This window comes from Pseudomonas sp. GL_139_B, assembly GCF_057834475.1.
This window is the reverse complement of the sequence record NZ_CM174403.1, coordinates 4158136-4184381: the sequence shown is the minus strand read 5'-3', so window position 1 is coordinate 4184381 and position 26246 is coordinate 4158136. Positions and strand designations below refer to the sequence as shown.

At 60.0% G+C, this 26246-nt stretch carries 19 protein-coding genes; 14 read left to right on the top strand and 5 right to left on the bottom strand.

Annotated elements, in window-relative coordinates; translation table 11 throughout:
- Positions 1-2: 2 nt before the first annotated feature.
- Positions 3-1469 carry a DUF1254 domain-containing protein gene (locus AC3ISI_RS19170; protein WP_489333326.1) on the bottom strand — a complete coding sequence of 489 codons (1467 nt, stop codon included), beginning with the start codon at positions 1467-1469 and terminating at the stop codon, positions 3-5.
- 524 nt (positions 1470-1993) lie between these two features.
- On the bottom strand, positions 1994-3052 hold the full coding sequence (locus AC3ISI_RS19165) for a diguanylate cyclase (RefSeq protein WP_489333325.1): 1059 nt from the start codon (positions 3050-3052) through the stop codon (positions 1994-1996).
- Between the two features lie 704 nt (positions 3053-3756).
- Between AC3ISI_RS19165 and AC3ISI_RS19160 the strand changes: the two genes are divergently transcribed.
- Positions 3757-5628, top strand: coding sequence for a DUF1302 domain-containing protein (locus AC3ISI_RS19160; RefSeq protein ID WP_489333324.1), 1872 nt, complete (start codon positions 3757-3759; stop codon positions 5626-5628).
- 26 nt (positions 5629-5654) lie between these two features.
- Complete coding sequence (locus AC3ISI_RS19155; protein WP_007943012.1) at positions 5655-7022, top strand: DUF1329 domain-containing protein; 1368 nt, start codon at positions 5655-5657, stop codon at positions 7020-7022.
- A 128-nt stretch (positions 7023-7150) separates the two neighbouring features.
- On the opposite strand, the gene AC3ISI_RS19150 is transcribed toward AC3ISI_RS19155, so the two are convergent.
- Positions 7151-9847 carry a winged helix-turn-helix domain-containing protein gene (locus AC3ISI_RS19150; protein WP_489333323.1) on the bottom strand — a complete coding sequence of 899 codons (2697 nt, stop codon included), beginning with the start codon at positions 9845-9847 and terminating at the stop codon, positions 7151-7153.
- A gap of 247 nt (positions 9848-10094) precedes the next feature.
- Between AC3ISI_RS19150 and AC3ISI_RS19145 the strand changes: the two genes are divergently transcribed.
- The 10 genes from AC3ISI_RS19145 to AC3ISI_RS19100 all read left to right on the top strand — a co-directional run bounded on the left by AC3ISI_RS19145 (position 10095) and on the right by AC3ISI_RS19100 (position 20298).
- Positions 10095-11225, top strand: a complete 1131-nt coding sequence (locus tag AC3ISI_RS19145; protein ID WP_034150882.1) for a CaiB/BaiF CoA transferase family protein — start codon at positions 10095-10097, stop codon at positions 11223-11225.
- A gap of 155 nt (positions 11226-11380) precedes the next feature.
- Positions 11381-12568: a lipid-transfer protein gene (locus AC3ISI_RS19140; protein WP_034150883.1), complete on the top strand. Its 1188-nt coding sequence runs from the start codon at positions 11381-11383 to the stop codon at positions 12566-12568.
- Between the two features lie 175 nt (positions 12569-12743).
- On the top strand, positions 12744-13181 hold the full coding sequence (locus tag AC3ISI_RS19135; RefSeq protein WP_320396229.1) for a MaoC family dehydratase N-terminal domain-containing protein: 438 nt from the start codon (positions 12744-12746) through the stop codon (positions 13179-13181).
- 10 nt (positions 13182-13191) lie between these two features.
- A complete protein-coding gene (locus AC3ISI_RS19130) occupies positions 13192-13626 on the top strand; it encodes a MaoC family dehydratase (RefSeq protein ID WP_007943006.1) in 435 nt (144 codons plus the stop codon).
- Positions 13627-13672: 46 nt separating this feature from the next.
- Positions 13673-14503: an SDR family NAD(P)-dependent oxidoreductase gene (locus AC3ISI_RS19125; protein ID WP_007943005.1), complete on the top strand. Its 831-nt coding sequence runs from the start codon at positions 13673-13675 to the stop codon at positions 14501-14503.
- Between the two features lie 69 nt (positions 14504-14572).
- Complete coding sequence (locus tag AC3ISI_RS19120) at positions 14573-15718, top strand: acyl-CoA dehydrogenase family protein (RefSeq protein ID WP_489333322.1); 1146 nt, start codon at positions 14573-14575, stop codon at positions 15716-15718.
- A gap of 62 nt (positions 15719-15780) precedes the next feature.
- Positions 15781-17349, top strand: coding sequence for a long-chain-fatty-acid--CoA ligase (locus AC3ISI_RS19115; protein WP_489333321.1), 1569 nt, complete (start codon positions 15781-15783; stop codon positions 17347-17349).
- A 90-nt stretch (positions 17350-17439) separates the two neighbouring features.
- On the top strand, positions 17440-17775 hold the full coding sequence (locus tag AC3ISI_RS19110; protein WP_489333320.1) for a helix-turn-helix transcriptional regulator: 336 nt from the start codon (positions 17440-17442) through the stop codon (positions 17773-17775).
- Between the two features lie 11 nt (positions 17776-17786).
- Complete coding sequence (locus AC3ISI_RS19105) at positions 17787-18689, top strand: enoyl-CoA hydratase (protein ID WP_489333319.1); 903 nt, start codon at positions 17787-17789, stop codon at positions 18687-18689.
- Between the two features lie 52 nt (positions 18690-18741).
- The gene (locus AC3ISI_RS19100) at positions 18742-20298 is read left to right on the top strand and encodes a long-chain-fatty-acid--CoA ligase (RefSeq protein WP_489333318.1); all 1557 of its coding nucleotides are present in this window, start codon (positions 18742-18744) and stop codon (positions 20296-20298) included.
- Positions 20299-20481: 183 nt separating this feature from the next.
- Here AC3ISI_RS19100 and AC3ISI_RS19095 read toward each other — a convergent pair whose 3' ends face one another.
- Both AC3ISI_RS19095 and AC3ISI_RS19090 read right to left on the bottom strand, forming a co-directional pair.
- Positions 20482-21981, bottom strand: coding sequence for a DUF1254 domain-containing protein (locus tag AC3ISI_RS19095; RefSeq protein WP_489333317.1), 1500 nt, complete (start codon positions 21979-21981; stop codon positions 20482-20484).
- A gap of 58 nt (positions 21982-22039) precedes the next feature.
- The gene (locus tag AC3ISI_RS19090) at positions 22040-23536 is read right to left on the bottom strand and encodes a DUF1254 domain-containing protein (protein WP_489333316.1); all 1497 of its coding nucleotides are present in this window, start codon (positions 23534-23536) and stop codon (positions 22040-22042) included.
- Between the two features lie 326 nt (positions 23537-23862).
- On the opposite strand from AC3ISI_RS19090, the gene AC3ISI_RS19085 reads away from it, so the two are divergent.
- Positions 23863-25056, top strand: a complete 1194-nt coding sequence (locus AC3ISI_RS19085) for an acyl-CoA dehydrogenase family protein (RefSeq protein ID WP_320396238.1) — start codon at positions 23863-23865, stop codon at positions 25054-25056.
- A 14-nt stretch (positions 25057-25070) separates the two neighbouring features.
- Positions 25071-26213: an acyl-CoA dehydrogenase family protein gene (locus AC3ISI_RS19080; protein WP_489333315.1), complete on the top strand. Its 1143-nt coding sequence runs from the start codon at positions 25071-25073 to the stop codon at positions 26211-26213.
- The last annotated feature ends 33 nt before the right edge of the window (positions 26214-26246 follow it).

The window sequence follows — 26246 nt, the reverse complement described above, 5'->3', positions numbered from 1 at the left end:
TTTCAATGGGTTTTCAGCACGGCCGGTGGAGTCCAGCTGCCGTCGAGTGCATCGGCTTGCGGCCAGTAGGCACGAATGTACAGCGAGAAATCGGCATCTTTAGGGGAGGGCAACCAGTTGCTTTCTTTGTCCTTGCCCGGCGATTCGCTTTGTACGTAGAGGGTCAGCGAGCCGTCAGGATTGGTTTGCAGGGATTTGTTCTTGGTGCCGATGGAGTAGCGCTTGAGCTCGTTCGGCGAGAAGAAGTGCTGTTCGTTGTACAGCGTCAGCGACCAGAAACCCTTGACCGGCGGCAGTTTGCCCTTGTCAAAGGTCACGCTGTAGTTGTTCTGGCCATTGAGGCGCAGGCCGGACTGATCCAGGTCCTGATAGAAGTATTTGGTTTCTTTCTGCTGGTTCACGAAGATATTCGACCGTGCCACGGCGGTACGGCTGAAGTAATCGGTACCGAACGCTGCGCCGTTGCTGACGGTGCTCCAGTGATCCGGCAGCTGCAGGCCATAGTTGCGGAACTGCAACAGTGGGTCGATCACTTCGCTGTCGGCTTTTTTCGCTTCGTCGATCATCGCTACACGCAATTGCGGGTCGGCTTTGGCGATGGCCGCGAGGGCAGCCATTTGCGCGTAGCGGGCTTCTTCTCCCGGCAATGGCTTGGCGTCCTTGAGCAGGGCCGGCAGTTCGTCGAAGAACTTCTCCGGGATCACCCACTTGGTTTCGGCTTTGCCATCCGAGGCCTGCGCCGGGAATTTCGGCAGTTTGGCCCAGTCGCGTTTTTTGACCTTGCCGTCATATTGGGACAATGGGTACATGTCGATACCGGCCAGGGCCGGCTGCACGGCTTGGCGATCGGCGGCCGTGTCGTCCTGAAACACCCGGGGAATGACGAAACCGGTGTTGGTACGTGCCCGGAACACTCGGGTAATGCCTGGGGGTACCTTGCCGCTCCAGTCCGGGCCGACCAACAGGTAGAACCCTGGCTGGGTGTTATACATCTTGCCCAGCTCGGCGAAACTGTCGGAACGCAGGTCAACCACCTGATACACCCAGAAGCGGTCGTCGAAGTCCGGCACTTGCAGCACCACTGGCTCAAGGTCTAGGGCGATGCTGCCAGCACCGTACACGACGTCCTGATTCGGACAGGCTACCAGCCGCTCGGCCGGGTCGATGTAGTCGCTGAGCATCGACAATCGGTTGATCGGGGCCACCGGCACGATACCCCCCATCAAACCGGGTTCGGGCAGGTCCTTGAAGGCCTGGCGCCGATTGAAAATATTGGCCATTGGCCAACCCCAGAAATACGCTTCGCGCGCCATCATGCGCACATAGGGTTCGGTCACTTTGGTGCCGGCAACAGGCCCCGCGACGGAGGCTGGGGCATCAGGGCTCTGGGCGGCCAGCGTGGAGGTTGTGGCGAGTGTACTGACGAGCGTCAGTGCGAAGAGGGCGTGGCGATGAGGCAATAGATTCATACAGCATCCTTACTTGATGACCTTCACCTGATGCAGGTGATTCGGCTGACAAGATAACCCATCTTCTTCGCGTATTCATGACTCTCTGGAACGACTGCTATTTGCGGTTAATCACCTCCTACGAAGGACCGCTTTTGGCCGATTCTGTTGAAAAAGTCGGCCATGGTTTCCACGGCAGAAAAATACGCGCCTGAGATTGAAATCTTTATTTTTGGCAGAGACTTCCGGGCTCAGATTTCACGTAGCAGCGTGTAAAAATGGCGTTTTCACCAGTCAATATTCAGGCCATTTGGGCGAACCGACTTTTTCAACAGAATCGGCCGTTCTCTGCCGGTCGTAACTACGGCGTGTGCTGGTCCATTCAGTTTTCAAGCTGCGAAACACGCGCTCCATCGGGGCATTATCCCAGCAGTTTCCACGAGGAAATTACCTGGTTGCTATAAACCACTTTTTTGAGTTGTTAACCTCAGTGGTTTACAGATCAAAAAATTGGTTTACAAGGTGTCTAGCGAATCCACTGTAATTCAAGGTGCGTTGACAATGTCGCCTAAGGTGAAATGGACCTTGTCGCGCCCACTGTTCTTGGCCGCATACAGTGCCTTGTCGGCTTCGTTGAGCCAGTCTGCGGCGTCGGTCATTGCACTGCAGCACGATGCCAAGCCGATACTCAGGCTGACTCGCAGCTCAGGCAGTTGCTCATTGCGGTAGTTGCCCATTGCCCCTCGCAGTCGCTCCATAATTTCGCCGGCCTGGCTCAGTGGGCTGTTGGGCAGGATCACACAGAACTCGTCTCCACCAAAGCGACCGGCTAGGTCACCTTGGCGAAGGTTTTTCTTAAGTTCGGCGCTCAGCTGGCGTAGCACGCTGTCGCCAACGAGATGGCCGTAAGTGTCGTTGATCTGTTTGAAGTGATCGACATCAATGATCGCGATCACCGTTTCGAAGCTCTCCTGCCGGAAGGCGAAAAACTGCAGATGAAGCAAATCCTTCCACGCCCCATGATTGAGCAGGCCGGTGAGACTGTCGGTACAGCTCAGGGCGCTAAGACGGCGCTTGTGGTCGGCGAGCTTAATGGCCAGGCGATAACAGACCCAGCCCAGCGCTAATGGGTAGAGCGTCAGCATCGGCAAGCAGGCGTAGATCTGTAGGGCGGTTGCAGTAAGTTGCACCTGCGGGCCGAACAGTGTTATCGCAAGCAGAATTCCGACAACTTGGGCCAGCGCGCCATGCACGAATAAACGCTGGCCGCCTGCAGCGACGTTGTTCATCGTCATCATCGAAAGGATGGTGACGGCAGGCAACGGATTGAACTGCATGGTCGCGGTCCAGAACCCGCCCATCACTGAGTCGTAGAGTAAGTTGCGCCGCTCCGCCTGATACGGCTCACTAGCACGGGTGGCCAATTGATAGGCCAGATGCGGCCAAACCAAGCCGTTGAAAAGCAACAGTACCCATACCCATCCCGGCAGGCCCAGCGGCGCAATGGCGGCCAGTACGCTCAGCATGCCAATCGCCAGGCCAATAAGGCGTGGCAGGTAGATTCGTTTGGCAAAAGACTGTCCTTTGCCAATCTTATTTTCCATTACCCCATCACCATTCATGTTTCGCTCCCTCGATAGTTATTGTCTACTACAGGAGTCGCCGCTAATCGCATAAACATTCTTCAATATTAACGCGAGGGTGAAGAGCGACCTTGCAAGCGCTCTCAAGGCTTAGGCAAACCGCTCTAACTCCTGGCCTGCCACGATCGTACAAGCCTCGCTGGCCTTTCGATCATAATATTGAATCGCCAGCAGGGCGACTTCTGAATCGGTCCTGGTTTCATAGGCACATCTGAGGGGCTGTTTTTGGCCGATTTCTGCCTTTTACGGCCAGCTGAAACCGACCCATAGAGGTCAACAAGCTTGGCGTTACCGCTATACCGGGGTAACAGGCAAAAACATCAAAGAGCCCCCCGGTTAACGTCCACTTTTCCGGTCTCCAGCGGAGTTGGAGGCGCCAATTCGTCCCAAATCTTCAGAGTTTATAGATGCTTGAGGGTGATCTATTCGATTACCCCACCAACACCCCCCCACTCCCCCCCGTTTTCCCCTCCTTTGAGGGGCCGTATTACGCGATCTGACTCATAGCATCGCGTCGCGGTAACTGAAAAAAACACAAAAAGTCACCGAGCAATCACCGCTCCCGAAACCTACGAGTGCCTCCCAGGGCTTGAAGCAATTGGTGCGCTATTGACTCGTCTGAGCGATTGACGCTCGTTTTTCCTCATCCGTAATCGGAGTGCTGCATGATAAAAACAACAATGCACAGAGGCTTTCGGCCACACCTGTTGGCCATCGCTGTCGCTTCCGGCTTCAGTGCCCAAGCAACCGCTGTAAATTTCAATATCGGGGAGGTACAGGGGCAATTCGATTCGTCGTTGTCGGTGGGCGCCAGTTGGGCCGTGCGTGGGCCGGATCCGGATTTCATTTCCAACTTCAATTCTCAGGGCAAGCGTGGCGAGGCGTCGACCCGGGTGTCCGATGACAATCGCTTGAACTTCAAGAAAGGCGAGACCTTCTCGAAGATCTTCAAGGGCGTGCATGACCTGGAACTCAAATACGGCGAAAGCGGCGTGTTCGTGCGTGGCAAGTACTGGTACGACTTCGAACTCAAGGATGAACATCGCCTGTTCTATGACATTGACGACAGTGGCCGCAATGATCTGGCCAAGGCGTCCGGCGCGGAATTCCTCGATGCTTTTGTCTATCACAACTACACCATCGGCAATTTGCCGGGCAATGTGCGCCTGGGCAAACAGGTGGTGAGCTGGGGCGAAAGTACCTTCATCGGTAACGGTATCAACTCGATCAACCCGACGGACGCCGCGGCATTGCGCCGCCCGGGCGCCGAGGTCAAGGAAGGGCTGATCCCGGTCAACATGTTCTACCTGTCGCAGAATTTCACCGAGAACTTGAGCGCGGAGGCCTTCTATCAATTGGAATGGGAAAGCACCGTCGTCGATAACTGCGGCACCTTCTTCGGCTCTGATGCGGTGGCCAAGGGGTGCAATGACCGACTGGTGGTTTCCGGTCTGGACTTGGCGCCAGGCGTGGCCAGAAATACCGGTGGCGCAGCGGCAGTCGGTGGCTCAGCGGCTCAGGGTGGCGGTGTCGACGACGTCTACATTCCGCGAGTCAAAGACAATGAGCCGAGTGATAGCGGTCAGTTCGGCGTGGCATTGCGCTGGTTCGTTCCGGAAATGAATGACACCGAAGTCGCTGCCTATTTCATGAACTACCACAGTCGCAACCCATTGCTCAGCGCGGTTCGCACAACGGGGCCGGGTACGCCGGCCAGCTCACTGAACGTCATACGCAATTCACGCTACTTCGTGGATTACCCGGAAGACATCCGCCTGTACGGCTTGAGCTTCCAGACCAACCTGGGCGGTACTTCCCTGGGCGGTGAGGTCAGTTATCGTCCGAACATGCCGCTGCAACTCAACAGCCAGGACTTGATCAACGGCAGTCTTGGTACTGCCACGTCACCACTGGTTTCCACAGGTTTCGCCACGAGCACGCCCGGAGGCGTGATCAATGGCTACAAGCGCATGCCAGTGTTGCAGACGCAGATGACCGCTACCCAATTCTTCGATCAGGTCTTTGGTGCAAGCCGTCTGACCCTGGTGGGTGAGGTCGGGTACAACCGAATCAACGGTCTGGGCGAGACCGACGGTACCGATCTGCGCTTTGGCCGCAGCGGCATCTTCGGCAGCGGCATCCTGCCTGGTGCTGCCGGGTTGGCGGCTTGTCGGGGTTCGGTGTCGCAGGTTCCAGGGCAACCGGCAGGCGTAACCACGCCGACCAACCCGCAACAGGAGTGTAATGACAAGGGCTTCTACGACACCGATTCGTGGGGCTACCGTGCCCGTGCGCGTTTGGATTATCCGAACGTATTCGCCGGTATCAACCTGGCGCCGAACCTGGCCTGGTCCCATGACGTAAATGGCAATGGACCCAACTTCGAGGAAGGCCTCAAGGCCGTCAGCGTCGGCCTGGATGCCGACTATGCCAGCACTTACACCGCAAGCCTCAGTTACACCGATTTCTTCGGTGGTCATTTTAATACCAACGGTGATCGTGACTTCGTCGCGCTCAGCTTTGGCGCGAACTTCTAAACGAAGACAGGCGAGAGAACCTCAGCATGAAAACAAAAACAATGATGCAAACATGGGCGTTGTCATTGGCCCTGATCGTCGGTCAGGCAATGGCCGCCGTTACTCCGGAGGAAGCAGCCAAGCTAGGCACCAGCCTGACCCCGCTCGGCGCCCAGAAAGAAGGTAATGCCGAAGGCAGCATTCCAGCCTGGACTGGTGGGCTCAAGCAGGATGCGGCGCCGGTGACGAACCTGTTCGTCGGCGACCCGTTTGCCGGCGAGAAACCCCTGTTCACCATTACCGCTGCCAACGTCGGGCAGTACAAGGCCCGACTGAGCGAGGGGCAGGTGGCCATGTTCAAACGCTATCCCGATACCTACAAGATACCGGTATTCGCAAGCCATCGCACTGCGGCTAACCCGCAGAATGTCTATGATGCCGCGAAGAAAAGTGCGCTCAATACGCAGCCAGCCGATGGCGGCAATGGCTTGCTGAACTTCGCCGACTCGCGTTATTACGCGTTTCCGATCCCCAAGAGTGGCGTCGAAGTATTATGGAACCATTTGACGCGCTACCGTGGTTTGAACCAGAAACGCGAAACTGTGCAGGCGGTGCCGCAGGTCAATGGTTCGTTCACCATTGTTCAATTGAACGATGAAATCGCGTATCCGCAGTTCATGCCTGCCGATGCCCAAGCTGACGCAACTAACATCCTGTTCTACTACAAGCAGGAAGTGACGGCACCACCGCGACTGGCCGGTAGCGTGACGTTGATTCACGAGACCATCGACCAGGTGAAAGAACCGCGCCTGGCGTGGGTCTACAGCGCCGGTCAACGACGGGTTCGTCGGGCCCCGCAGGTCGCTTATGACGGACCGGGCACCGCGTCGGACGGCATGCGCACCACGGATAACGGCGACCTGTTCAATGGTTCGCCCGACCGCTACGACTGGAAACTGATCGGCAAGAAGGAAATGTACATTCCCTACAACAACTACCGGTTGGCTTCACCATCGCTCAAATACGCCGATATCCTCAAGCCTGGCCATATCAATCAGGACCTGACGCGCTATGAATTGCACCGTGTCTGGGAAGTCGAGGCAACCCTGAAACCTGGCATGCGCAACATTTATGCAAAACGCCATATGTACATCGATGAAGACACCTGGCAGGCGGCACTGATCGACCATTACGATGGCCGCGGGCAGCTGTGGCGGGTGGCCGAAGGCATGGCCTATAACGATTATGCCAACGGCGTCAGTACTTATGCGGCCCAGGCGTTGTACGACCTGATTGCCGGGCGCTACCTGGTCAATGCCTTGATGAACGAATCCCGGCACGGCAGCATTTACGGTAACGCGGCGAATCTCGCCGATTACACCCCGGCAGCACTGCGTAGCGCCGGTATTCGGTAACAATCGAAACACCGATTGAGCACCGCACCCCTGTAGGAGCGAGCCTGCTCGCGATAGCAACCTGACCGTCAACTTATCTGTTGAATGTTAAGCCGCCATCGCGAACAGGCTCGCTCCCTGCAGGGGCACTACTCGTTTGGGGAGATGCGTTGCCGGGCAGCGATCAGCGCTTCGTACCGCCCGGACACTCCAAGCTTGGCGTAGATGTTCTTGAGGTTCCACTTGATGGTTTCCTGACTCAGGTTCAGGGTCTGGGCCATGCGTTTGTTGGACATGGCTTGCTCAAGCAGACTGATGATTTCCATCTCGCGCTTGGTGAATAGCGCAGACTCGCTGACGCCGCTTTCCGTCGCGGCCCGCGCCGACATCGAAGGCGCAACGCTGAAGTTCAGCGGCGCTGCGATCAGGCGACTGCGATAGCTCTCCAAGACCGGATCATCCTCGCACTCCAGCTCAGCCAGCAGCGAGATCAGTGGCGCGCCTTCGTCCAGCAAGGTACGCACCAGGCCAAGACGCAGGCTTTCGGCCACGACCTGACGCAACAATATCCGGGCCTCTCCCGTTTGCCCCAGATCATTGAGCGCTACGGCGCGCAGCAATTGCGACTGCACTTTCCATATTCCGCGAGCGTAACGCGTCGCCAGTTGCTCCAGGCTGTCGAGGGCCACCAGTGCCCGTTCCGGCTCTTGCCGGGCCAGCGAGGTGCGGGCTCGCGACAAGGCGGCGAGGGCGGCGATCTGGTGGGCGGCCGGACTGTCGCCATCATGACGATGGGCCAGCGCTTCCAGTGCCGCGCGCTGGCTTTCGCATTGGCGCCAGTCGCCACTGCCCAACAGGATACGGATCTGCTCGGCCAGGTTGTACGCCACGGCGCGGTCGAAACCTTGTGCGCGTAGCCCGATCGCCTTGCTGGCCAGGTAGGCCAATGCGGCCGCCGAAGACTCCTGCAGGCAATTGAGACGCGCATTGCTGATCATCGCGCTGATAGTGATATCCGGTGGCGACAGGTGCAGCAGATTGAGGCGATTGCCCAACACCTGTCGCGCATCGTCGATACGGTCCATTTCGTAATGCGTCTCGGCGGCTCCTACGCCACAGCAAGTGGCGCTGATGGAGCGATGGCCATGGGCGCGCTCGGCCACGAGCAGTACGTCGACGATATTGCGCGATGCTTCACGCACATTCCCGCTGAGCATGGCGCCATGGGCGGCGGTGACGATGGCCAGCAGCGCCACTTCGTCATGACTGATGCGTATGGCCCGGGCCTGGGGTGCGTTGATGTAATCCCAGGCCGCTTGCTGCTGACCGGTTTGATTGAGGCAGTGGACGTGCAGGCACGCACGCATCTGCTCATTGAATGGATGATTGAAGCGATGCCCGCGGATGCCTTCCAGCAGTTGTTGGCACAGGGGTAGGTTGTCCTGCTGCGTGGCGATCGACGCCCTGACCAACGCGATGTGCGGGCTCAACTGGGCTTCGTCGTGGGGACTCTGTTCCAGCGCATCGATCCAGGCCTTCGCCTTGCCGGTCATCATCGTCAGCACACAACCCCAGGCGCCTTGCAGCAACACACCGGGATGTTGCACCAAGCGCTCGAGCGGCACGCAGTCGAGCCAGCGCACAAACTGACCGAGATAACTGATGTTGTGCTGGTCGGGCTGGCTGCGTTCAAGCAGCGCCACCAAGGCTTCGAAATTCTCGCTCTGCACCGCGTGATGCACGGCTTCGTTGACAACGCCGGCCTGCTCGAACCACGCCGAAGCGCGCAGATGCAGCGCTTGCAGATCAGCGCCCGAGGCGCTCAGGCGCTGCTGCAGAAACTCGGCGAACAACGGATGCAGGCGATACCACGGGTTCCGGCACTCCATGTCCATGGGCACGATGAATAGGTTGCGCGCCTCGATATTGGCAATCAGCGCTGGTGCGTCGCAACTCTGGCTGACTTCGGCGGCCACCTTCTCGTTGAAGCGGCGCAGGATCGAAACCTGTTCCAGGAAGGTGAGCGTCGCTGCCGGCAGATCGCTGATCACGTCTTCGACCAGGTAATCCACCAGGCCGGCCTTGCTCGACAGCAGTCGTTCGCTATTGAGGCCTTTACGCGGGTTGGCCTTGAGCGAGATCGACATCATTTGCAGGCCGATGGGCCAGCCGTCGGTCGAGGCATGAATGCTGTGGGCCAGATCGATGTCGACGTCGTCGTCCAGATAGGCCTTCAGGAATGCCAGCGATTCGTCGAAGCTGAAGCCCAGGTCGGTGCTGCTGATTTCGCACAGCTCGGCCATGGCCCGCAGCCTGCCCAGTTTCAAGTCGGGAAACACCCGCGACGCAAGCACCACATGCAGTTGCGTCGGCGCACTGTCGACCATGGTCTGCATGAGCATTGAAATGGCGGGGTCCGTGGCGAACTGAAAATCATCGATCATCAGGTACAGCGCCGTATCGACCCGCGCCAGCGTGTTGATCATCACCGACGCCAGGGCCAGCGAGCCGTTCTGTGCATCCCCCTTGACCAGCAACAGCAGGTCGTCATCCAGCGGCAGGCCGGCCTGTTGCAGCGCGCCGATCAGGTTGGCGCAGAACGATTCCAGCGTCGCGTCCTCCTGGGACAGAGACAACCACACCACGCCACTGCCTTCCTTGAGCAGGCTCTGACGCCACTGCGCCAGCAACGTGGTCTTGCCGAATCCGGCGCTGCCGTTGATCAGCGTGAGGCGGCAATTGCGCGCCGCCAGCAAGCGCGACAGCAGCGGCATGCGCAACACCGCATGGCTGCTGATGCGCGGCGGTGAAAAACGGGTGGTGATCAAGGGGCGGGTGGCAGGCATGGGAATCCAGACTACAGCTGTTCTTGTTATGGACGGGTGGGGTGGGACGGTTCCCCCAAGTGGAGTGGGTACGCCATCACACCGTACGTCTAGTGTGCTGAATCAGTGCCGGCTGACGAGCAGACGCGCAGCAGATCGACGTCGTGATGCTACCCGCGTGCTGCCCGTATTTCCAGTCGACCTCACCGACCCTAATGGACTGGCCACACTCGCCTGTCCCCTCATGACAAGAGCAGAGAACCCGACAATGCCCGGACCTTTGGCAGGTGTGAAAGTAGTTGAAATGAATGCGATCGGCCCTGCGCCGTTCGCCGCCATGATGCTGGCGGACATGGGCGCGCAGGTTATTCGTGTCGACCGTCAGGTGGCCGGTTTTCTCAATGCCGATGGCAGCCTGCTTGGACGCGGACGGCGCAGTATTGCTATCGACCCGCGTAAACCCGGCGCCGATGAAGTGCTGCTCAAACTGATCGACGGCGCCGATGTGCTGATCGAGGGCTTCCGTCCCGGCGTCATGGAACGCCTGGGCCTTGGACCGGAAGTCTGCCTTGAGCGCAATCCCAAATTGATCTATGGACGCATGACCGGTTGGGGCCAGAGCGGGCCGCTGGCTCCTGCGGCGGGGCATGACCTGAATTACATCGCACTGTCCGGCGTACTCAACGCCATGGGTCATGCCGACCGTCCGCCGACCCCGCCATTGCATCTGGTGGGTGACATGGGCGGCGGCGCGATGTTTCTGCTGACCGGCATACTCGCTGCGCTGTTCGAGGCGCAAAAGTCCGGCCTCGGACAAGTGGTTGACGCCGCCATCTGCGACGGCACCACGCTGCTGGGCAGCATGTACTACGACCTGCGTCATCAGGGCCAATGGGGCGACCAGCGCCAGAGCAACATGCTCGACGGCGGCGCGCCTTTCTACGGTTGCTACAGCTGCGCCGACGGCAAATTCGTGTCGATTGGCGCCATCGAGCCGCAGTTCTATCAGCTCCTGCTCGAGCTGTGCGAAATCGACGATCCGGACTTCAAGCAACAGTGGCAGCAGCAAGCGTGGCCGCTTCTGCGAGAGAAGCTTGAGGCCCTGTTCCTGACCCGTACCCGCGATACCTGGACCCAGCTGCTCGAAGGCACCGATGCCTGCTTCGCCCCGGTGCTGGACTTCAGTGAAGCACCCACCCATCCGCACAACCAGGGGCGCGGCCTGTTCATGGAAACCGCCGGCGTGCTGCATCCGGCCCCGGCGCCACGCCTGAGCCGTACACCGGCGCAGGCGGGCGGCCTGGTGAGAAACGGAGAAAACACCCTGGAGATCCTCGAACAATTGGGGCTCAGCGCTGCGCAGATCGATGAGCTGCGCAGCGTTGGCGCGATTGTTTGAGTGCGCACTGAACCACCAGCGCTGCCGCATCCCACCCCACCCGAGCTCCCCCCGTCCGAGCGGGTACAGCCCGGAGCGGCTGCGCAAGGATAAGAGGGTGGTTTGCTCGGGACCGCCGATCAACAAAAACAACAAAGAAATTCCAAGGAGTATGTATGTCGCACAAACCTTACGTCGCCGGTGTCGGCATGATCCCATTCCTCAAGCCGGGAGCCAGCGGTTCCTACATTGAAATGGGCGCCGAAGCCACGCGCCGGGCGCTCAAGGATGCGGGCCTGGACTATCGCCTGGTGCAGCAGGCCTATGTCGGCTACGTCTACGGAGACTCCACTGCGGGCCAGTCGGCACTGTATGAGGTCGGCCTGAGCGGTGTTCCGGTGGTCAACGTCAACAACAACTGCTCCACCGGCTCCAGCGCCTTGTTCCTGGCGCGTCAGGCCGTGGAAAGCGGGGCGGTCGAATGCGCGTTGGCCCTGGGCTTTGAACAGATGCAGCCCGGTGCCCTGAAAAACCAGTGGGAAGACCGCCCGATGGCGATGGGCAAATGCTCCGAAGTGGCGAACCTGCTGACCGCGGATGCCGAAGGTGTGCCCATGGCGCTGCGTATGTTTGGCGGCGCCGGCCGTGAGCACATGCACAAGTACGGAACGCAGATGAGCACCTTTGCCGCGATCCGCGCCAAGGCCAGCCGCCACGCTGCCAACAACCCATTGGCGCTGTTCCGCAAGATCGTCACCACTGAAGACGTGATGAACGACCAAGTGGTTTGGCCGGGCGTGATGACCCGCCTGATGGCCTGCCCACCGACTTGCGGCGCTGCGGCGGCGATCATTTGCAGCGAAGCCTTCGCCAAAAAGCACGGCCTGCGCACCGACGTGGTGATCCTCGCCCAGTCGATGACCACCGACGCGCCGATTGCCTACGAGCCGCCATCGATGATCCAGATGGTCGGTTTCGACATGGCCCAGCGCGCGGCCGGTGAAGTGTATGAGAAGGCCGGCGTCGGCCCGCAGGACATCCGTGTCGCCGAAATGCACGACTGCTTCGCGCACAACGAATTGCTGACCTACGAATCCCTCGGCCTGTGTCCGGTGGGCGGCGCCGAGCGCTTCGTGCTCGATGGCGACAACACCTACGGCGGCCAGGTGGTCACGAACCCGTCGGGTGGTTTGCTCTCCAAGGGCCACCCACTGGGCGCCACCGGCCTGGCCCAATGCTACGAGCTGACCCATCAGCTGCGCGGCAGCGCCGAGGCGCGTCAGGTTGAAGGCGTGAACCTGGCCTTGCAACACAACCTCGGCCTGGGCGGTGCTTGTGTCGTGACCCTTTACGGTCGCGCCTGAGTCCTGGCCGTAATGCTGATCCCTGTAGGAGCGAGCTCGCTCGCGATGGACTTGAAAGCGCCGCGTTCATTCAGAACGCCAGTGTCATCGTTGACAACCATCGCGAGCAGGCTCGCTCCTACAGGGGTTTGAGCAGCAATGCGGGATTTAAACAACCGCAGAGGAGACAAGTGAAATGGCAGACAAGAGTCTGATCGGGCGCTCCATGGGCGTCACCCAGGTAGAAGTGGAAAAGGGTCGCTTGCGGTTTTTCGCCAAGGCCATCGGTGAAACCGACCCGATCTACACCGACGAAGTTGCCGCCAAGGCCGCCGGCTATCCGTCGCTACCGGTGCCTGCGACGTTCCTTTTTTGCCTGCAGGGCGAGGGCCGGGACCTGGTTGAGCAGTTGAACGTCTACGGCTTCGATCTGGGTCGCATCCTGCACGCCGAGCAATCGTTCGTTTACCACAAGCCTGCGGTGGCCGGCGATGTCCTGACTTTCGACAGCCGCGTTGCCGACGTTTACGAGAAGAAGGGCGGCGCGTTGCAGTTCGTGGTCAACGAAACCCGTGTGACCAATCAGCACGGCGAACATGTTGCCGATATCCGCGGCACGCTGGTTCAGCGTTGAGGAGCAGTCGATGAGCAAATTTCTGAAGTGCGGCACTCAATACAGCGATATCCGGGTCGGTGACCAGATTCCGTTGCTGCAACTGCCTGCGATCAACCGCACAACCCTGGCCCTTTACTGTGGTGCTTCGGGTGACCACAACCCGATCCATGTCGACATCGACTTTGCCCGTAAGGCGCGCATGCCCGATGTGTTTGCCCACGGCATGTTGTCGGCGGCCTATCTGGGCCGCTTGCTGACCAACTGGGTGCCACAGCGGCAGATCCGTTCGTTGTCCATGCGTTTCACCGGCATCACCCAACTGGCTCACGTCCCGACCTGCAGCGGCACCATCGCCGAGAAGTTCGAAGTCGATGGCGAGCAATGTGTGCGCATCGACATCACCTGCAGCAACCAGTACGGCGAAGAAAAACTCGCAGGCAGCGCGGTGGTGGCTTTGGCCTGAAGCTGCCGTGAACACCCACATTCGAACAAGAAATGAGAACAGAACAATGAAAAAGCTTGAAGGCAAAGTAGCCCTGGTGACCGGTTCCGGTCGTGGCATTGGTCGCAGCGTTGCCCTGCAACTGGCAAGTTATGGCGCCAAGATCGTGGTCAACGACCTAGATGCCGCTCCGGCCGAAGAAGTGGTCGCCGAGATTCGCAACGCCGGTGGCGATGCCGTGGCCTGCGTGGGCAGCGTGACCACCCCCGACTTCGCCGAGCGCTTCGTCAAGACTGCCGTTGAAAGCTTCGGTGGCATCGACATCATCATCAACAACGCCGGCTACACCTGGGACAACGTCATCCAGAAAATGACCGATGAGCAGTGGTACGCGATCATCGACTGCCACCTGACCGCGCCGTTTCGCATCTTGCGCGCCGCTCAACCGGTGATCAGCGCCCAGGCCAAGAAAGAGGCTGCCGAAGGCCGCGAAGTGTTCCGCAAGGTCATCAACATTTCCTCCATCGCCGCCGGCGGCAATGCCGGGCAGTCCAACTACTCCGCCGCCAAGGCCGGCATCCTCGGCATGACCAAGACCCTGGCCAAGGAATGGGGGCGCATGAAGGTGTGCGTCAACGCCGTGGCCTTCGGCTTTATCGAAACCCGCCTGACCCAGGCGCTGGCCGGCGATGAAAGCAAGACCGTCACCATTGAAGGCCGCGAGATCAAGGTCGGCGTGCAGAAGGCCATGATCGACGGCGCCAGCCAGGTAATCCCGCTGGGCCGTCCGGGCACCCCGGACGAAGCCGCAGGTTCGGTGGTGATGCTGTGCCTGCCGGAAGCCAACTACGTTTCCGGCCAGACCCTGGTCTGCGGCGGCGGCCACGGCACTCTCTAAAGCGACGTCGCATCCCGGATGCCCTGGTGGTATCCGGGAGTCCCTTCCAAAGCACTCGAGGCCTTCACCATGCTGGATAACTACCGTTCGCCCTGGCTGGACGATGACGTTGTACCTTTTGCCGACAGCGTTCGCCGCTTTGTCACCCAATCGCTGGTACCACTGGAAGAGCAATGGCGCGAGCAACATCAGGTTGACCGTGCTTCCTGGCTGAGCGCTGGTGAGATGGGCATGATCCTGCCCGATGTGCCGGTGCAATACGGTGGCTCTGGCGGAACGCCGGCGCATCTGGCAGCCGTGATCAATGAAATGACCTATGCCGGTGTAACCGGGCTGGGGCTGGGTATCAGCCACATCGTCGGTCACTATATTCTGGCCGACGGCACCGAAGCGCAGAAACAGCAGTGGTTGCCGAAAATCGCCTCGGGCGAAGTGATCTGCGCGGTGGCCATGACCGAGCCGGGCACCGGTTCCGACCTGCAAGCCATCCGCACGCGGGCGGTAAAGCAGGGCGACCAATACGTCATCAACGGTGCCAAGACCTTCATCACCAACGGCCAGATCTGCGACATGGTGGCGGTCGTGGCCAAGACCGACCAGGACGGCGGTGCCAAGGGCCTGTCGATCTTCCTGGTGGATACGCGTTTGCCGGGTTTCCGTCGGGGCAAGACCCTGGACAAGCTCGGGTGGGAGGCCCAGGACACCGCGGAACTGTTCTTCGACGACTGCACGGTGTCGGCCGACTGCCTGCTCGGCGGTGTCGAAGGCAAAGGGTTCTTCACCCTGATGAACCAACTGCCTTATGAGCGCATGCAGATCGCCATCAACGCCACCGCCACCATGGAGCGTGCCCTGGCGCTGACGCTCGATTACACCAAGGAACGCAAGGTGTTCGGCCAGCGCGTCCTGGATTTCCAGAACACTCGCTTCACCCTGGCAGACATCAAGGCCACCACCCTCGCGGCGCGGGCCTTCTGTGACTGCCTGATCCAGCAATGGGTGGACGGCAAGCTCGACTCCAGCCAGGCCTCGATGGGCAAATTCTGGCTGACCGAAAGGGCAGGTGAAGTGGTCGATAAATGCCTGCAGTTCTTCGGCGGCTACGGCTACATGAACGAGTACCCGATCGGCCGCATGTGGACAGAAATACGCGTCACACGCATCTACGGTGGTGCCAACGAAATTCAGCGCGAGCTGGTGGGCCGCTCGCTCTGACAAGTCTTGGCTGCAAAACACATCAGTTGAACTCCGTATAAAAACAAGAGTGGGAGGTTTCGATGTACATGACTCAAGGGCTGCATCGCCATATGCAGCAGCGCCCCGATGCCACGGCCATTCGCTACCAAGGCGGCGGTGTGACGTTTGCCCAACTGGGCAATCGGGTAGCCCGACTCGCGGGCGCACTCAAGTCATTGGGTGTGGCCAGCGACGAGCGCGTGGCGATGCTTTCGCTGAACTCGCAACGCTTTATCGAGTATTACCTGGCGGTGCCTTGGGCCGATGCCGTGCTCAATCCGGTGAACATTCGCTGGAGCGCGGCGGAGATTGTCTACTCGCTGGACGATTCGCAAACGTCGGTACTGATCGTCGACGACACCTTCCTGGCGCTGGCTGAAAAAATCGGCAGCACAGCGAAAACCCTGCGCCTGATGATTTATGCCGGTGACGGTGAAACGCCCGCCGGCATGCTCAATTACGAGTCCTTGATCGCCAATCATGCGCCGGTGGAAGATGCCCGGCGTGGCGGCGATTCACTGTTGGGGCTGTTCTACACCGGAGGCACCACGGGCTTTCCCAAGGGGGTGATGCTCAGCCACAACAACATCGGTTTTTCTGCCTTGGCCGTCCTTGGTCAGGCGCTTTTTGGCCCGCACACCGTGTATCTGCATGCCATGCCGATGTTCCACCTGGCTGACCTGGCGGCAATGGTTGCGTTGATCATCAGTGGCGGCACCCATGTGGTGTTACCGGCGTTCAAGCCCCGGGAGGCATTGGAATTGATCAGCGGGGAGCAAGCCAGCGACACCTTGCTGGCACCGACCATGATCCAGATGTTGCTGGATGCACGGGAGGCGGACCCGGCCGTCGCCGCGCTTGACTTGAGTCCACTGCGGGAAATCACCTATGGCGCTTCGGTGATTTCACCGGCGTTGCTCGATCGTGCCCGCCGGGCCTTCCCGGCAGCAGATTTCCAGCAAGGCTACGGCATGACCGAAATGTCCCCGAGCATCAGTCTGCTTGCGCCCGAGCATCACAGCGAAGCCCACCAGCGCAGCGGCAAGATGTATTCGGCAGGGCTGCCAATCAATTGCGTCGAGGTGCGCATCGTCGACAGTGAAGACCGCGAGGTGCCGCGAGGCACGGTGGGTGAGGTGGTGGCACGAGGTCCGAACGTCATGCTCGGGTACTGGAACAAACCCGAAGCGACCGCCGAAACGCTACGTGGTGGCTGGATGCACACCGGCGACGGTGGCTACATGGATGAGGACGGGTTCATCTACATCTGCGACCGCCTCAAGGACATGATCGTCAGTGGCGGCGAGAACATCTTCACTGCCGAGGTCGAGAGCGCCATCGCCAGTCATCCGGCGGTCGCGCAGTGCGCCGTGATCGGGATTCCCTGTGACAAGTGGGGTGAGTCGGTGCATGCCGTCATCGTCTGCCGGGCAGAGTCGTGCATCAGCGAGCACGAAATCATCTCGCATTGTCGCGAGCGCATCGCGAGCTACAAAGTCCCTCGCAGTGTGGAGCTGCGCGACACCTTGCCATTGTCCAGCGTCGGTAAAGTGCTGAAGACCGAACTGCGCAAACCCTTCTGGGAAAACCGCTCGCGTCATATCGCCTGAGCCTCGACAGGCAGCCCATTGCGACCGTTGTCTCGCCTTCCTCGGAGGGCGGGCTTCGTGTTGCCCTCGGGCATCGCAAGGACATCAGTGATGACACCGTCAATGCCAATCGCGCAGTCAATGACTGACGCCGTGATGCATCAGCTCGATGCCGGTCTTTTCGATCAGCACGCGGTGACGCAGCGCCTGGGCGTCAGCGTGCGCACGTTGCAGCGTCGGCTGGCCGCCGATGGCACCAGCTTCAAGACGCTATTGCGCGAGGCGCGTCGACAAAAGGCCACACGCTACTTCAGCGAAGGGCGCCATAGCATCAAGGAAGTGGCCTACCTGCTCGGATTCCAGGACCTGAGCAACTTCGCCCGTACCTGCCGCGACTGGTTCGGTGCGCCTGCGACCCAACTGCTTAACCCTGACAATCATTCATGAGAGCATTCACCATGAGCCAGCCACTTGTTCTTGAATACAAGACCATCGCCTACGAAAAACCGGCGCCGCACATCGCCCGCATCAGCCTCGACCGCGTCGACAAGCGCAACGCCCAGGACACCCATCTGTTGTACGAGCTCAATGCCGCGATGGATTGCGCCAACCGCGATGACGAAGTCAAGGTCATCATCCTCGCGGCCAAGGGTGAGCATTTCTCTGCCGGCCACGACGTGAGCGAGGTGGACCCCACCGACGCCATGGCCCAGTGGGACACGATCGGCACCTTCTGCGGATACGGTTGCGCCACATCAACCGTCGAGTCGCAGATGACCCGGGAAAAGGAGATCTATATCGGCTTTTCCGAGCGCTGGCGCAACATTGCCAAGCCGACCATCGCCCAGGTCCAGGGCAAGTGCATTGCCGGCGGCCTGATGCTGGTCTGGCCTTGCGACCTGATCGTGGCCAGTGAAGACGCCTTGTTCATGGACAACACCGTGGCGATGGGCGTGTGCGGCATCGAATTCTTCGCCCACCCGTGGGAAATGGGCCTGCGCCAGGCCAAAGAATTTCTTTTCACCTCCGGTTGGGTGAATGCCCAGGACGCCTGGCGCATGGGCATGGTCAACCATGTCGTGGCCCCGGAGAAACTGGCTGATTTCACCCTCGCCCTGGCCGCCAACATCGCCCAGAAACCATCGTTTGCACTCAAGCTGGCCAAGGAAGCGCTCAACGCCGCCCAGGACGCACAAGGCCGGGTCAGCGCCATGCAGACCGCCTTCGCCCTGCATCAGGTCACCCACGCCCACAACACCCAGCGCTTCGGCATGTTGCTGGATCCGACCGGCATGCCTCGCATGACGGCTGGCGCAGTCAAGAAGCCCGTGGCAGCCGAAAGCGAAACGTCGGTGAAGTGATGTGCAAGGGTCGCTTCGGCGGCCCGTCCAGAACAAAAAACAGGGGAATCGCATGTACATCACTCAAGGGCTGCATCGGCATGTCCAGCAGAGACCCAACGCGATAGCCGTGCGTGACCGAGGTCAGGCACTGACCTTCGTGCAACTCGGCGAGCGGGTCGCAAGACTGGCCGCGGCGCTGCAACGACTCGGGGTCAAACCCGGTGACCGGGTGGCAATGCTGGCGCAAAACTCGGTGCGCTACATCGAATATTTCCTGGCCGTACCTTGGGCGAACGCGGTGCTCAATCCGGTCAATAGCCGTTGGAGCCTCAGTGAAATTCTGTATTCACTGGACGACTCTGAAACCTCGGTGTTGATCGTTGATGACGCGTTCATGGAGCAGGGTAAACAGATCGCGGTTCAAGCGATGACGGTCGAACACGTCATTCATGTCGGTATCGACGAAACACCGCCCCTCATGCTCGATTACGAAACGCTGATCGCTGAAAATCCACCGGTGGAGGATGCGCGTCGGCGTGGTAATGCGTTGCTGGGGATTTTTTATACCGGCGGAACCACCGGATTCCCCAAAGGCGTCATGCTCAGCCACAACAACGTGGCCAGCTCCTCGATGGCTACCGTGGCGATGGGTTCCTATGGCGCCGACGCGGTGTTTTTGCATGTGATGCCGATGTTTCACCTGGCCGATATCTGGGCCATGACCGGGCTGTTCATCAGCGGTGGCAGTCATGTGGTATTGCCTGCGTTCGATCCGGCCATGGTGTTGCGGACCATCTCCGAAGAGCGGGTCAATCAGGTACTGCTGGCGCCGACCATGATCCAGATGCTGCTGGACTGGCGCGACAATCATCCGCAATCTGCCGCGCTGGACCTGGGCTCGTTGACCACCTTGTATTACGGCGCGTCGACCATCACCCCCGCATTGCTGGACCGGGCGTGCAAGGCTTTCCCTCGGGCGCAGTTTTTCCAGGGGTATGGCATGACCGAGCTGTCACCGATGGCCAGCACCTTGAGTGGCGAATTTCACAGCGTCGAACACCAGGCCAGCGGCAAGATGTATTCCGCCGGACAGGCATCGGTCTGCACCGAGGTGCGCATCGTCGATGAAAACGATTGCGAAGTGCCCCGTGGCTGCGTCGGCGAGGTGATCGTGCGCGGGCCCAATGTAATGCTCGGTTATTGGAAAAAGCCGCAAGCCACCGAGGCCGCCCTGAAAAACGGCTGGATGCACACCGGTGATGGCGGCTACATGGACGCCGATGGCTTTATCCATATTTGCGACCGGCTCAAGGACATGATCATCAGCGGTGGCGAAAACATCTACAGCGCCGAAGTCGAGACAGCCATCGCCAGCCATCAGGCAGTGGCGCAGTGCGCGGTGATCGGCATTCCCAGCGAAAAATGGGGGGAGGCCGTGCATGCCGTCATCGTCCTCAAACCTGATGCCGATACAGGCTTCGATGACATTCTCGTCCACTGCCGTGAACGCATCGCCGGCTATAAATGCCCACGCAGCGTCGAGTTTCGCTCCGAGCTACCGCTATCCGGTGTCGGTAAGGTGTTGAAGACTGAATTGCGCAAACCTTTCTGGGGTACTCAACCTTGATTTTGGAATATTGATTCGGTACACGCGGACACTGTGCGAGTGAGCTTGGTCGGGGAGGCGATCTGACGATGAGGCAATCTGATCCAACATCTAGGTTGACTGATACACCGCCATCGCGAGCAAGCTCGCTCCTACAGTTGATGTTACGCCCGGGCCAGGAATGCTGGCCCGGGCGTTTTTCTGTCAGCCGACCTTGACGATTCCAGGCATCGCATAGCTGCCATCGATCAGTGGCCCACGAGGCCCATAAAAACGTGCGGTGAACTGGAAGGCATCCCGTGGGGCGGGCAGCCAGTTGCGCTGTTGATCGGGGTCACCGGGTTCGTCAGCCTGGACGTAGATCACCAATTTGCCGTCGACCGTGTGCAACTTGCCGCGTTGCAGCATGTAGCTGTTGAGCGAGTAACGATCGATTGGATTGTCGACGAAAAACCCTTCCTGGTCGTACAGCGGCAACTCCCAGAACTCCGTCACCGGTGGCATGTCTTTGAGGTCGAAGGTGATGGTGTAGCGGTTCTTCCCATTGAGCGGTTGCCCCGCTGCATCGTTGTACATGCGCGCGGCGGTGTGTGAGCGAACGGGCACCGGGCCAAGCACGGCGATATAACCGGCCAGTGCGCGGCGCATCCAGTCGGTATCGTGGTAACCGATGTCTGTGGCCAGCGACCAGCCATTCATTGGTTTGCCCGTACCCTTGGCCAATTGTGCCTTTAGCGCGGTGACGCCGTCCTCGATACCCTCGGCCACGGCGGTTTGCAACGCAGGGGAGAGACTGGTCGGATCGAAAGATTGCCCGGCCTTGAGACCAAGCCGTTCAAAGCGAGCGAACGCTTGCAGTTCCTTATGCCCGTCGGCCTGCTTGGTGAAGCTCGGATCGTTGAGGATCAGGCTGACCCATTGCAGAAACTCCGTGCCCCGCAGGCGACTCGGCTCGCGCACATTTTCCATGCCGCTATACGTCGGATATTCGGCCTTGCCCGGCACCACGTCTTCGGCTCGCACATCTTTTTTGCCTGTGGCCAGCCACTGGCTCAGCGGCATCAACGTGATGCGGTCCATGAAGGCATTGATCGCCTTGAGTTCTTCCGGGGTGTCGTCCGTCAGGGCGAGGCGGCCGAGGGCCACGGCGAAATCGGAGGGCGACTGCACGACCTCTTCACCAACGAATTCGGCGGGGAGAGTGCCGCTCCAGTTCGGCCCGACGAACAGGCGGCGCACCGGGCCAGGCGCATTGAACTGACTGCCGATCATGTGCCACCAGCGCGAATAGTTGTCAGCCATTTGCACGCTCCAATAGCGCTCGTCGGCCTTGGACATTGTCAACACGACGGGTTCCTGGCTGAGGTCTAGCATCGCCAGACCGTACAGCGTCGTGGCATTGGGTGTGGTCGCAAAACGCGGCAGGGCCTTGGCGGGCTGGCGTGACCATTTGAAGCGGTTCAGGCCCACGAAACGCGGGCTTTTCGGATTTTGCGCGTGGATGTAGCGCAGGTGATAAAGCGCCACCGGGTGCATGCCCCAGAGGAACACTTCCCGGGCAATGGCACGGGCCTCTTTGGGTGTCAGGGGGGCGGTGGCCGGGTTGGCTTGAGCGGGCTTGGGTATGAACCCGCCGAAGGTCAAGGTCGGGGCGATCACCGCACCGGTCAGCAGGGGCAAGAAGTCTCTACGGGTGAATTTCATCACGGGTTCTCTGAAGAGTTAAAACTGGCGCTAAAGGTCGTCATGAATACCTCAGGGATCAACTCACCCGAACGGCACCGGGCATGGCGTAGCTGGCGTCGATCAGCGGTCCGCGGGGTCCATAGAAACGCGCGGCGAACTGGAAGCCTTCCTTGGGTGCCGGCAGCCAGTTGCGGCGTTGGTCAGGGTCGGTCGGCGCCTCGTGCTGCACATAAATCACCAGTTTGCCCCCGGCGGTGTGCAACTTGCCGCGCTGGAGCATGTAGCTGTTGAGCGAGTAGCGGTTGATTGGGTTGTCGACGAAGTAACCTTCGCGGTCGTACAGCGGCAGTTCCCAGAATTCGGTGACGGGCGGCATGTCGGCCAGATCGAAAGTGAGGGTGTAGCGGTGCTCGCCGTGCAGCGGCTGGCCCCGGGAATCGCTGAGGGCAAAGCCGGCGGTGTGCGAGCGCGAAGGAATCGGCCCGAGTATTGCGACGTAGCCGTACACGGCACGCATCAACCAGTCGCTGTCCTGGTAACCCAGATTGGTGGAGAGCGACCAGCCATTCATGTCAGCCCCCAGGCCCTTGGCAATCTGTGCCTGGACCGCCTTTCTGCCATCCTCGATCCCCGCTTCGATAGCCGCCAAAACTGGAGCCGATAGACTGCCCGGTTCGAAGGTTTGCCCAGCTTTGAGGCCCAGTCGCTCGAAGCGGGCGAAGGCAGCAATTTCCTTGTGTCCGTCCGCTTGCTTGGTGAAGCTCGGATCATTGAGGATCAGGCTGACCCAACGCAGAAAGTCCGTACCCTTGAGGCGACCTGGCTCGCGCATGTTCTCCATGCCCGGGAACGTCGGATAGCTGGCGCGCATCAGCGGCACGTCTTCGGCCCTGATCTCTTTTTTACCCGCTGCGATCCATTGGCTCAGGGGCATGAGTGTGACGCGGTCCATGATTGCGTTGATGGTCTTAAGCTCTTGCGCGGTGTCGTCGGTCAGGGCGATGCGCAACAACGCGACGGCAAAGTCCGAATCCGATTGCACGATTTCTTCGCCGACAAAGTCGGCGGGCAACTTTCCGCTCCAGTTCGGACCGACGAACAAACGGCGCACCGGGCCGGGCGCATTGAACTGGCTGCCGATCATGTGCCACCAGCGCGAATAGTTGTCGGCCATCTGCAGGCTCCAGTAACGCTGGTCGACTGCCGGGATCGTGACCACCACCGGTTCCGCACTCAGGTCGAGCATGGCGTTGCCATAAAGCGTGGTGGCGTTCGGCGTCGTGGCCCCGCGTTGCTTGGCAGAGTAGGGCGCACGTGCCAGCCGTAGGCGGTTGAGGCCAACATAGCGGGGGTTCTGTTCGTTCTGCACGAGGTTGTAGCGAAAGTGATAAATCGCCACCGGGTGCATGCCCCAGAGAAACGCTTCCCGGGCAATCTCGCGGGCCTGTTCGGGTGTCAGCGGCAGATCGGCTGGCTTGGCATCGGCACTGGCCTTGTAGGCACTGATGCCAAGCAGGGGCGTGGCGCTGGCGGCGGCCAGCAGGGTAAGGGTTTGGCGTCGATTGAACTTCATGGGCAGTGCTCCAGTTGGCGCCAGTGAAGACGGCGCGTCTGTTTTTCTTGTTGAGTGACTGTCTGTGGCAGCCAGTTATTTCACCTCCCAATGGTTGTTTAGAGAGCCGGCGCGGCGATAGCCATGAGTCTCGTCATTGGACGCCAAAGCGTCGTCATTTGACGCCATGGCGGTGTTCCTGTGGTGCTACCGCCAGCAGGAGAGGGGGGTGGGTTTTTTCCCCCTGACCGGGTGGGTGCGCGCTCGGTTCATTCCTCTACCGTGGCTGTCGGTGGGCGAGTCGGGCCGTTCCTGACCCCCTTCAGCCGAATGCGAGGAGTACATCAGTGGATATCCAGTTCACCCCTGCCGAACAGGCCTTCCGCGAGGAAGTGCGCGCGTTTTTGCGTCACACAGTGCCGGCCGATATTGCTGCACGCGGACGCCATGGCAAGCATTTCAATAAAGAGGACCAAGTGGCCTGGATGCGCCTGCTCAATGAGCGGGGATGGCTGGCCGCCGGATGGCCCGTGGAGTTTGGTGGCACCGGGTGGGGGGTGGTCGAGAAGCATATTTTCGAGGAAGAGTGCGCCGCGTTCGGTGCACCGGGCATCGTGCCATTCGGTGTCAACATGGTCGCTCCGGTGATCATCAAGTTTGGTACACCCGAGCAGCAGGCGCGTTTCCTGCCGCGCATTCTCAGTTGCGAAGACTGGTGGTGCCAGGGCTATTCCGAGCCGGGGGCCGGTTCTGACCTTGCCGCCTTGAAGACACGTGCTGTTCGCGATGGCGATCACTACGTGGTCAATGGCCAGAAAACCTGGACCACCACGGCCCATTACGCTGACTGGATGTTTTGCCTGGTCCGTACCGACCCCGACGCACAACAGCAACGCGGTATCAGCTTCTTGCTGATCGATATGAAAACCCCGGGCATCACCGTTCGGCCGATCATCACCCTCGACGGTGAACACGAAGTCAATGAAGTGTTCCTCGACGACGTGCGGGTGCCGGTGCAGAACCTGGTCGGTGAAGAAAACAAGGGCTGGACCTGCGCCAAGTATCTGTTGACCCACGAGCGCACCAGCATTGTCGGCATCGGCCAAGCCAAACAGATGCTTTCGCGGCTCAAGCAGATCGCAAGCCAGGAGCAGCGAGACGGTTTGCCCTTGATCGATGACGATCAATTGCGCCTGCAAATCGCCGATCTGGAGATCCAGCTGAGAGCAATCGAGATGAGCAACTTGCGCACCCTTGCGTCCGCCCGTGACGGTGGGGTTCCCGGTGCCGAGAGTTCGTTCCTGAAGATCAAGGGCTCGGAGATTCGCCAGGCCATCACCTACCTGATGAGCAAGACGCTGGGCCCGTATGCCATGCCTTTTGTCGAAGAAGAACTCGGTTACGGCGACCAACCGGACCTGTACCGCGACTACAGCACCGCACCATTCAGCCAGTACCTGGACATGCGCAAGACCTCGGTCTACGGCGGTTCCAACGAAATCCAGAAGAACATCATCGCCAAGATGATTCTTGAGTTGTAAGGGGCTTATCGATCATGGACTTCAAACTTTCCGAAGAGCAGCAGATGCTGCAAGACACCGTCTCCCGTCTGGTGCGTGACAGCTACGATTTCGAGTTGCGCGAGCGCTTTGCCGCAAGTGAAGAGGGTTTCAGTGTCGCGTTCTGGCAGCAGCTCGGCGAACTTGGGCTGACCGCCGTGCCATTTGCGTCCGAGTACGGCGGCTTCGGCGGCGGTGGAGTAGAGACCCTGCTGACCATGACCGAGCTGGGCCGTGGCTTGTGCCTGGAACCCTACCTTCATTCGGTGATTTTTGCCGGTGGCCTGCTGAGCCAGCTTGGCAACGACGAGCAGCGCAGCGAATTGCTGCCGCAGGTCGCCAGCGGTCAATTGCAACTGGCGGTCGCTGTCGATGAGCCGACCAGTCATTACCAATTGCACGATGTGCGTACTAGCGCCGAGGCGGTAAGCGGCGGCTGGAAACTCAATGGCCGTAAATCGGTGGTAGTCGCCGGCCACAGCGCCGGGATGATCGTAGTGTCGGCGCGCACTGCCGGCAGCGAGCGCGATGAAAAAGGTGTCAGCCTGTTCTTGCTCGACCCCAATGCACCGGGCGTCAGCCGTCGTGCCTATCCCACCATGGACGGACGCAAGGCTTGCGACCTGTACCTTGAAAACGTTGTTGTCAGCGCTGCCGCGATGCTCGGTGAAGCGGGCCAGGCCCTGACGGCTTTGCGTTATCAGCAGGGCCGAGCGATTGCGGCGCAGTGCGCCGAAGCGGTGGGCAGCATGGAAGCGGTGTGCGACCTGACCCTCGACTATCTGAAGACGCGCAAACAGTTCGGCCAGGCGATCGGCAAGTTCCAGGTTTTGCAGCACCGCATGGTGGACATGCGCATCGAACTGGACCAGGCCACATCGATGGCCATCCTCGCCTCTTGCGCAGCGGACGCACCGGACAACGACGACCGCAGCCGCACCCTGGCAGCCGCCAAAGTCCTGATCGTGCGCGCCGGCCGGTTCATCGCCGACCAGGGTATTCAGTTGCACGGTGGCATCGGCCTGACCTGGGAGTACGTGTTGTCGCACCACGCCAAGCACTTGCTGATGCTCAACCATCAGTTCGGTAACGATGACCATCACATCAAGACATACAGCCGACTGATGCGGGTCGACTGACACAGTTGGGCATCGCTTTGCTTCTTTATGGGT

Coding starts and splice junctions, on each gene's coding strand:
- AC3ISI_RS19135 (WP_320396229.1), top strand. CDS start 12,744: ATGGCAGACAAGAGTCTGATCGGGCGCTCCATGGGCGTCACCCAGGTA.
- AC3ISI_RS19105 (WP_489333319.1), top strand. CDS start 17,787: ATGAGCCAGCCACTTGTTCTTGAATACAAGACCATCGCCTACGAAAAA.
- AC3ISI_RS19150 (WP_489333323.1), bottom strand. CDS start 9,847: ATGCCTGCCACCCGCCCCTTGATCACCACCCGTTTTTCACCGCCGCGC.
- AC3ISI_RS19165 (WP_489333325.1), bottom strand. CDS start 3,052: ATGGAAAATAAGATTGGCAAAGGACAGTCTTTTGCCAAACGAATCTAC.
- AC3ISI_RS19170 (WP_489333326.1), bottom strand. CDS start 1,469: ATGAATCTATTGCCTCATCGCCACGCCCTCTTCGCACTGACGCTCGTC.
- AC3ISI_RS19095 (WP_489333317.1), bottom strand. CDS start 21,981: ATGAAATTCACCCGTAGAGACTTCTTGCCCCTGCTGACCGGTGCGGTG.
- AC3ISI_RS19140 (WP_034150883.1), top strand. CDS start 11,381: ATGTCGCACAAACCTTACGTCGCCGGTGTCGGCATGATCCCATTCCTC.
- AC3ISI_RS19130 (WP_007943006.1), top strand. CDS start 13,192: ATGAGCAAATTTCTGAAGTGCGGCACTCAATACAGCGATATCCGGGTC.
- AC3ISI_RS19080 (WP_489333315.1), top strand. CDS start 25,071: ATGGACTTCAAACTTTCCGAAGAGCAGCAGATGCTGCAAGACACCGTC.
- AC3ISI_RS19160 (WP_489333324.1), top strand. CDS start 3,757: ATGATAAAAACAACAATGCACAGAGGCTTTCGGCCACACCTGTTGGCC.
- AC3ISI_RS19090 (WP_489333316.1), bottom strand. CDS start 23,536: ATGAAGTTCAATCGACGCCAAACCCTTACCCTGCTGGCCGCCGCCAGC.
- AC3ISI_RS19125 (WP_007943005.1), top strand. CDS start 13,673: ATGAAAAAGCTTGAAGGCAAAGTAGCCCTGGTGACCGGTTCCGGTCGT.
- AC3ISI_RS19120 (WP_489333322.1), top strand. CDS start 14,573: ATGCTGGATAACTACCGTTCGCCCTGGCTGGACGATGACGTTGTACCT.
- AC3ISI_RS19100 (WP_489333318.1), top strand. CDS start 18,742: ATGTACATCACTCAAGGGCTGCATCGGCATGTCCAGCAGAGACCCAAC.
- AC3ISI_RS19155 (WP_007943012.1), top strand. CDS start 5,655: ATGAAAACAAAAACAATGATGCAAACATGGGCGTTGTCATTGGCCCTG.
- AC3ISI_RS19145 (WP_034150882.1), top strand. CDS start 10,095: ATGCCCGGACCTTTGGCAGGTGTGAAAGTAGTTGAAATGAATGCGATC.
- AC3ISI_RS19115 (WP_489333321.1), top strand. CDS start 15,781: ATGTACATGACTCAAGGGCTGCATCGCCATATGCAGCAGCGCCCCGAT.
- AC3ISI_RS19110 (WP_489333320.1), top strand. CDS start 17,440: ATGACACCGTCAATGCCAATCGCGCAGTCAATGACTGACGCCGTGATG.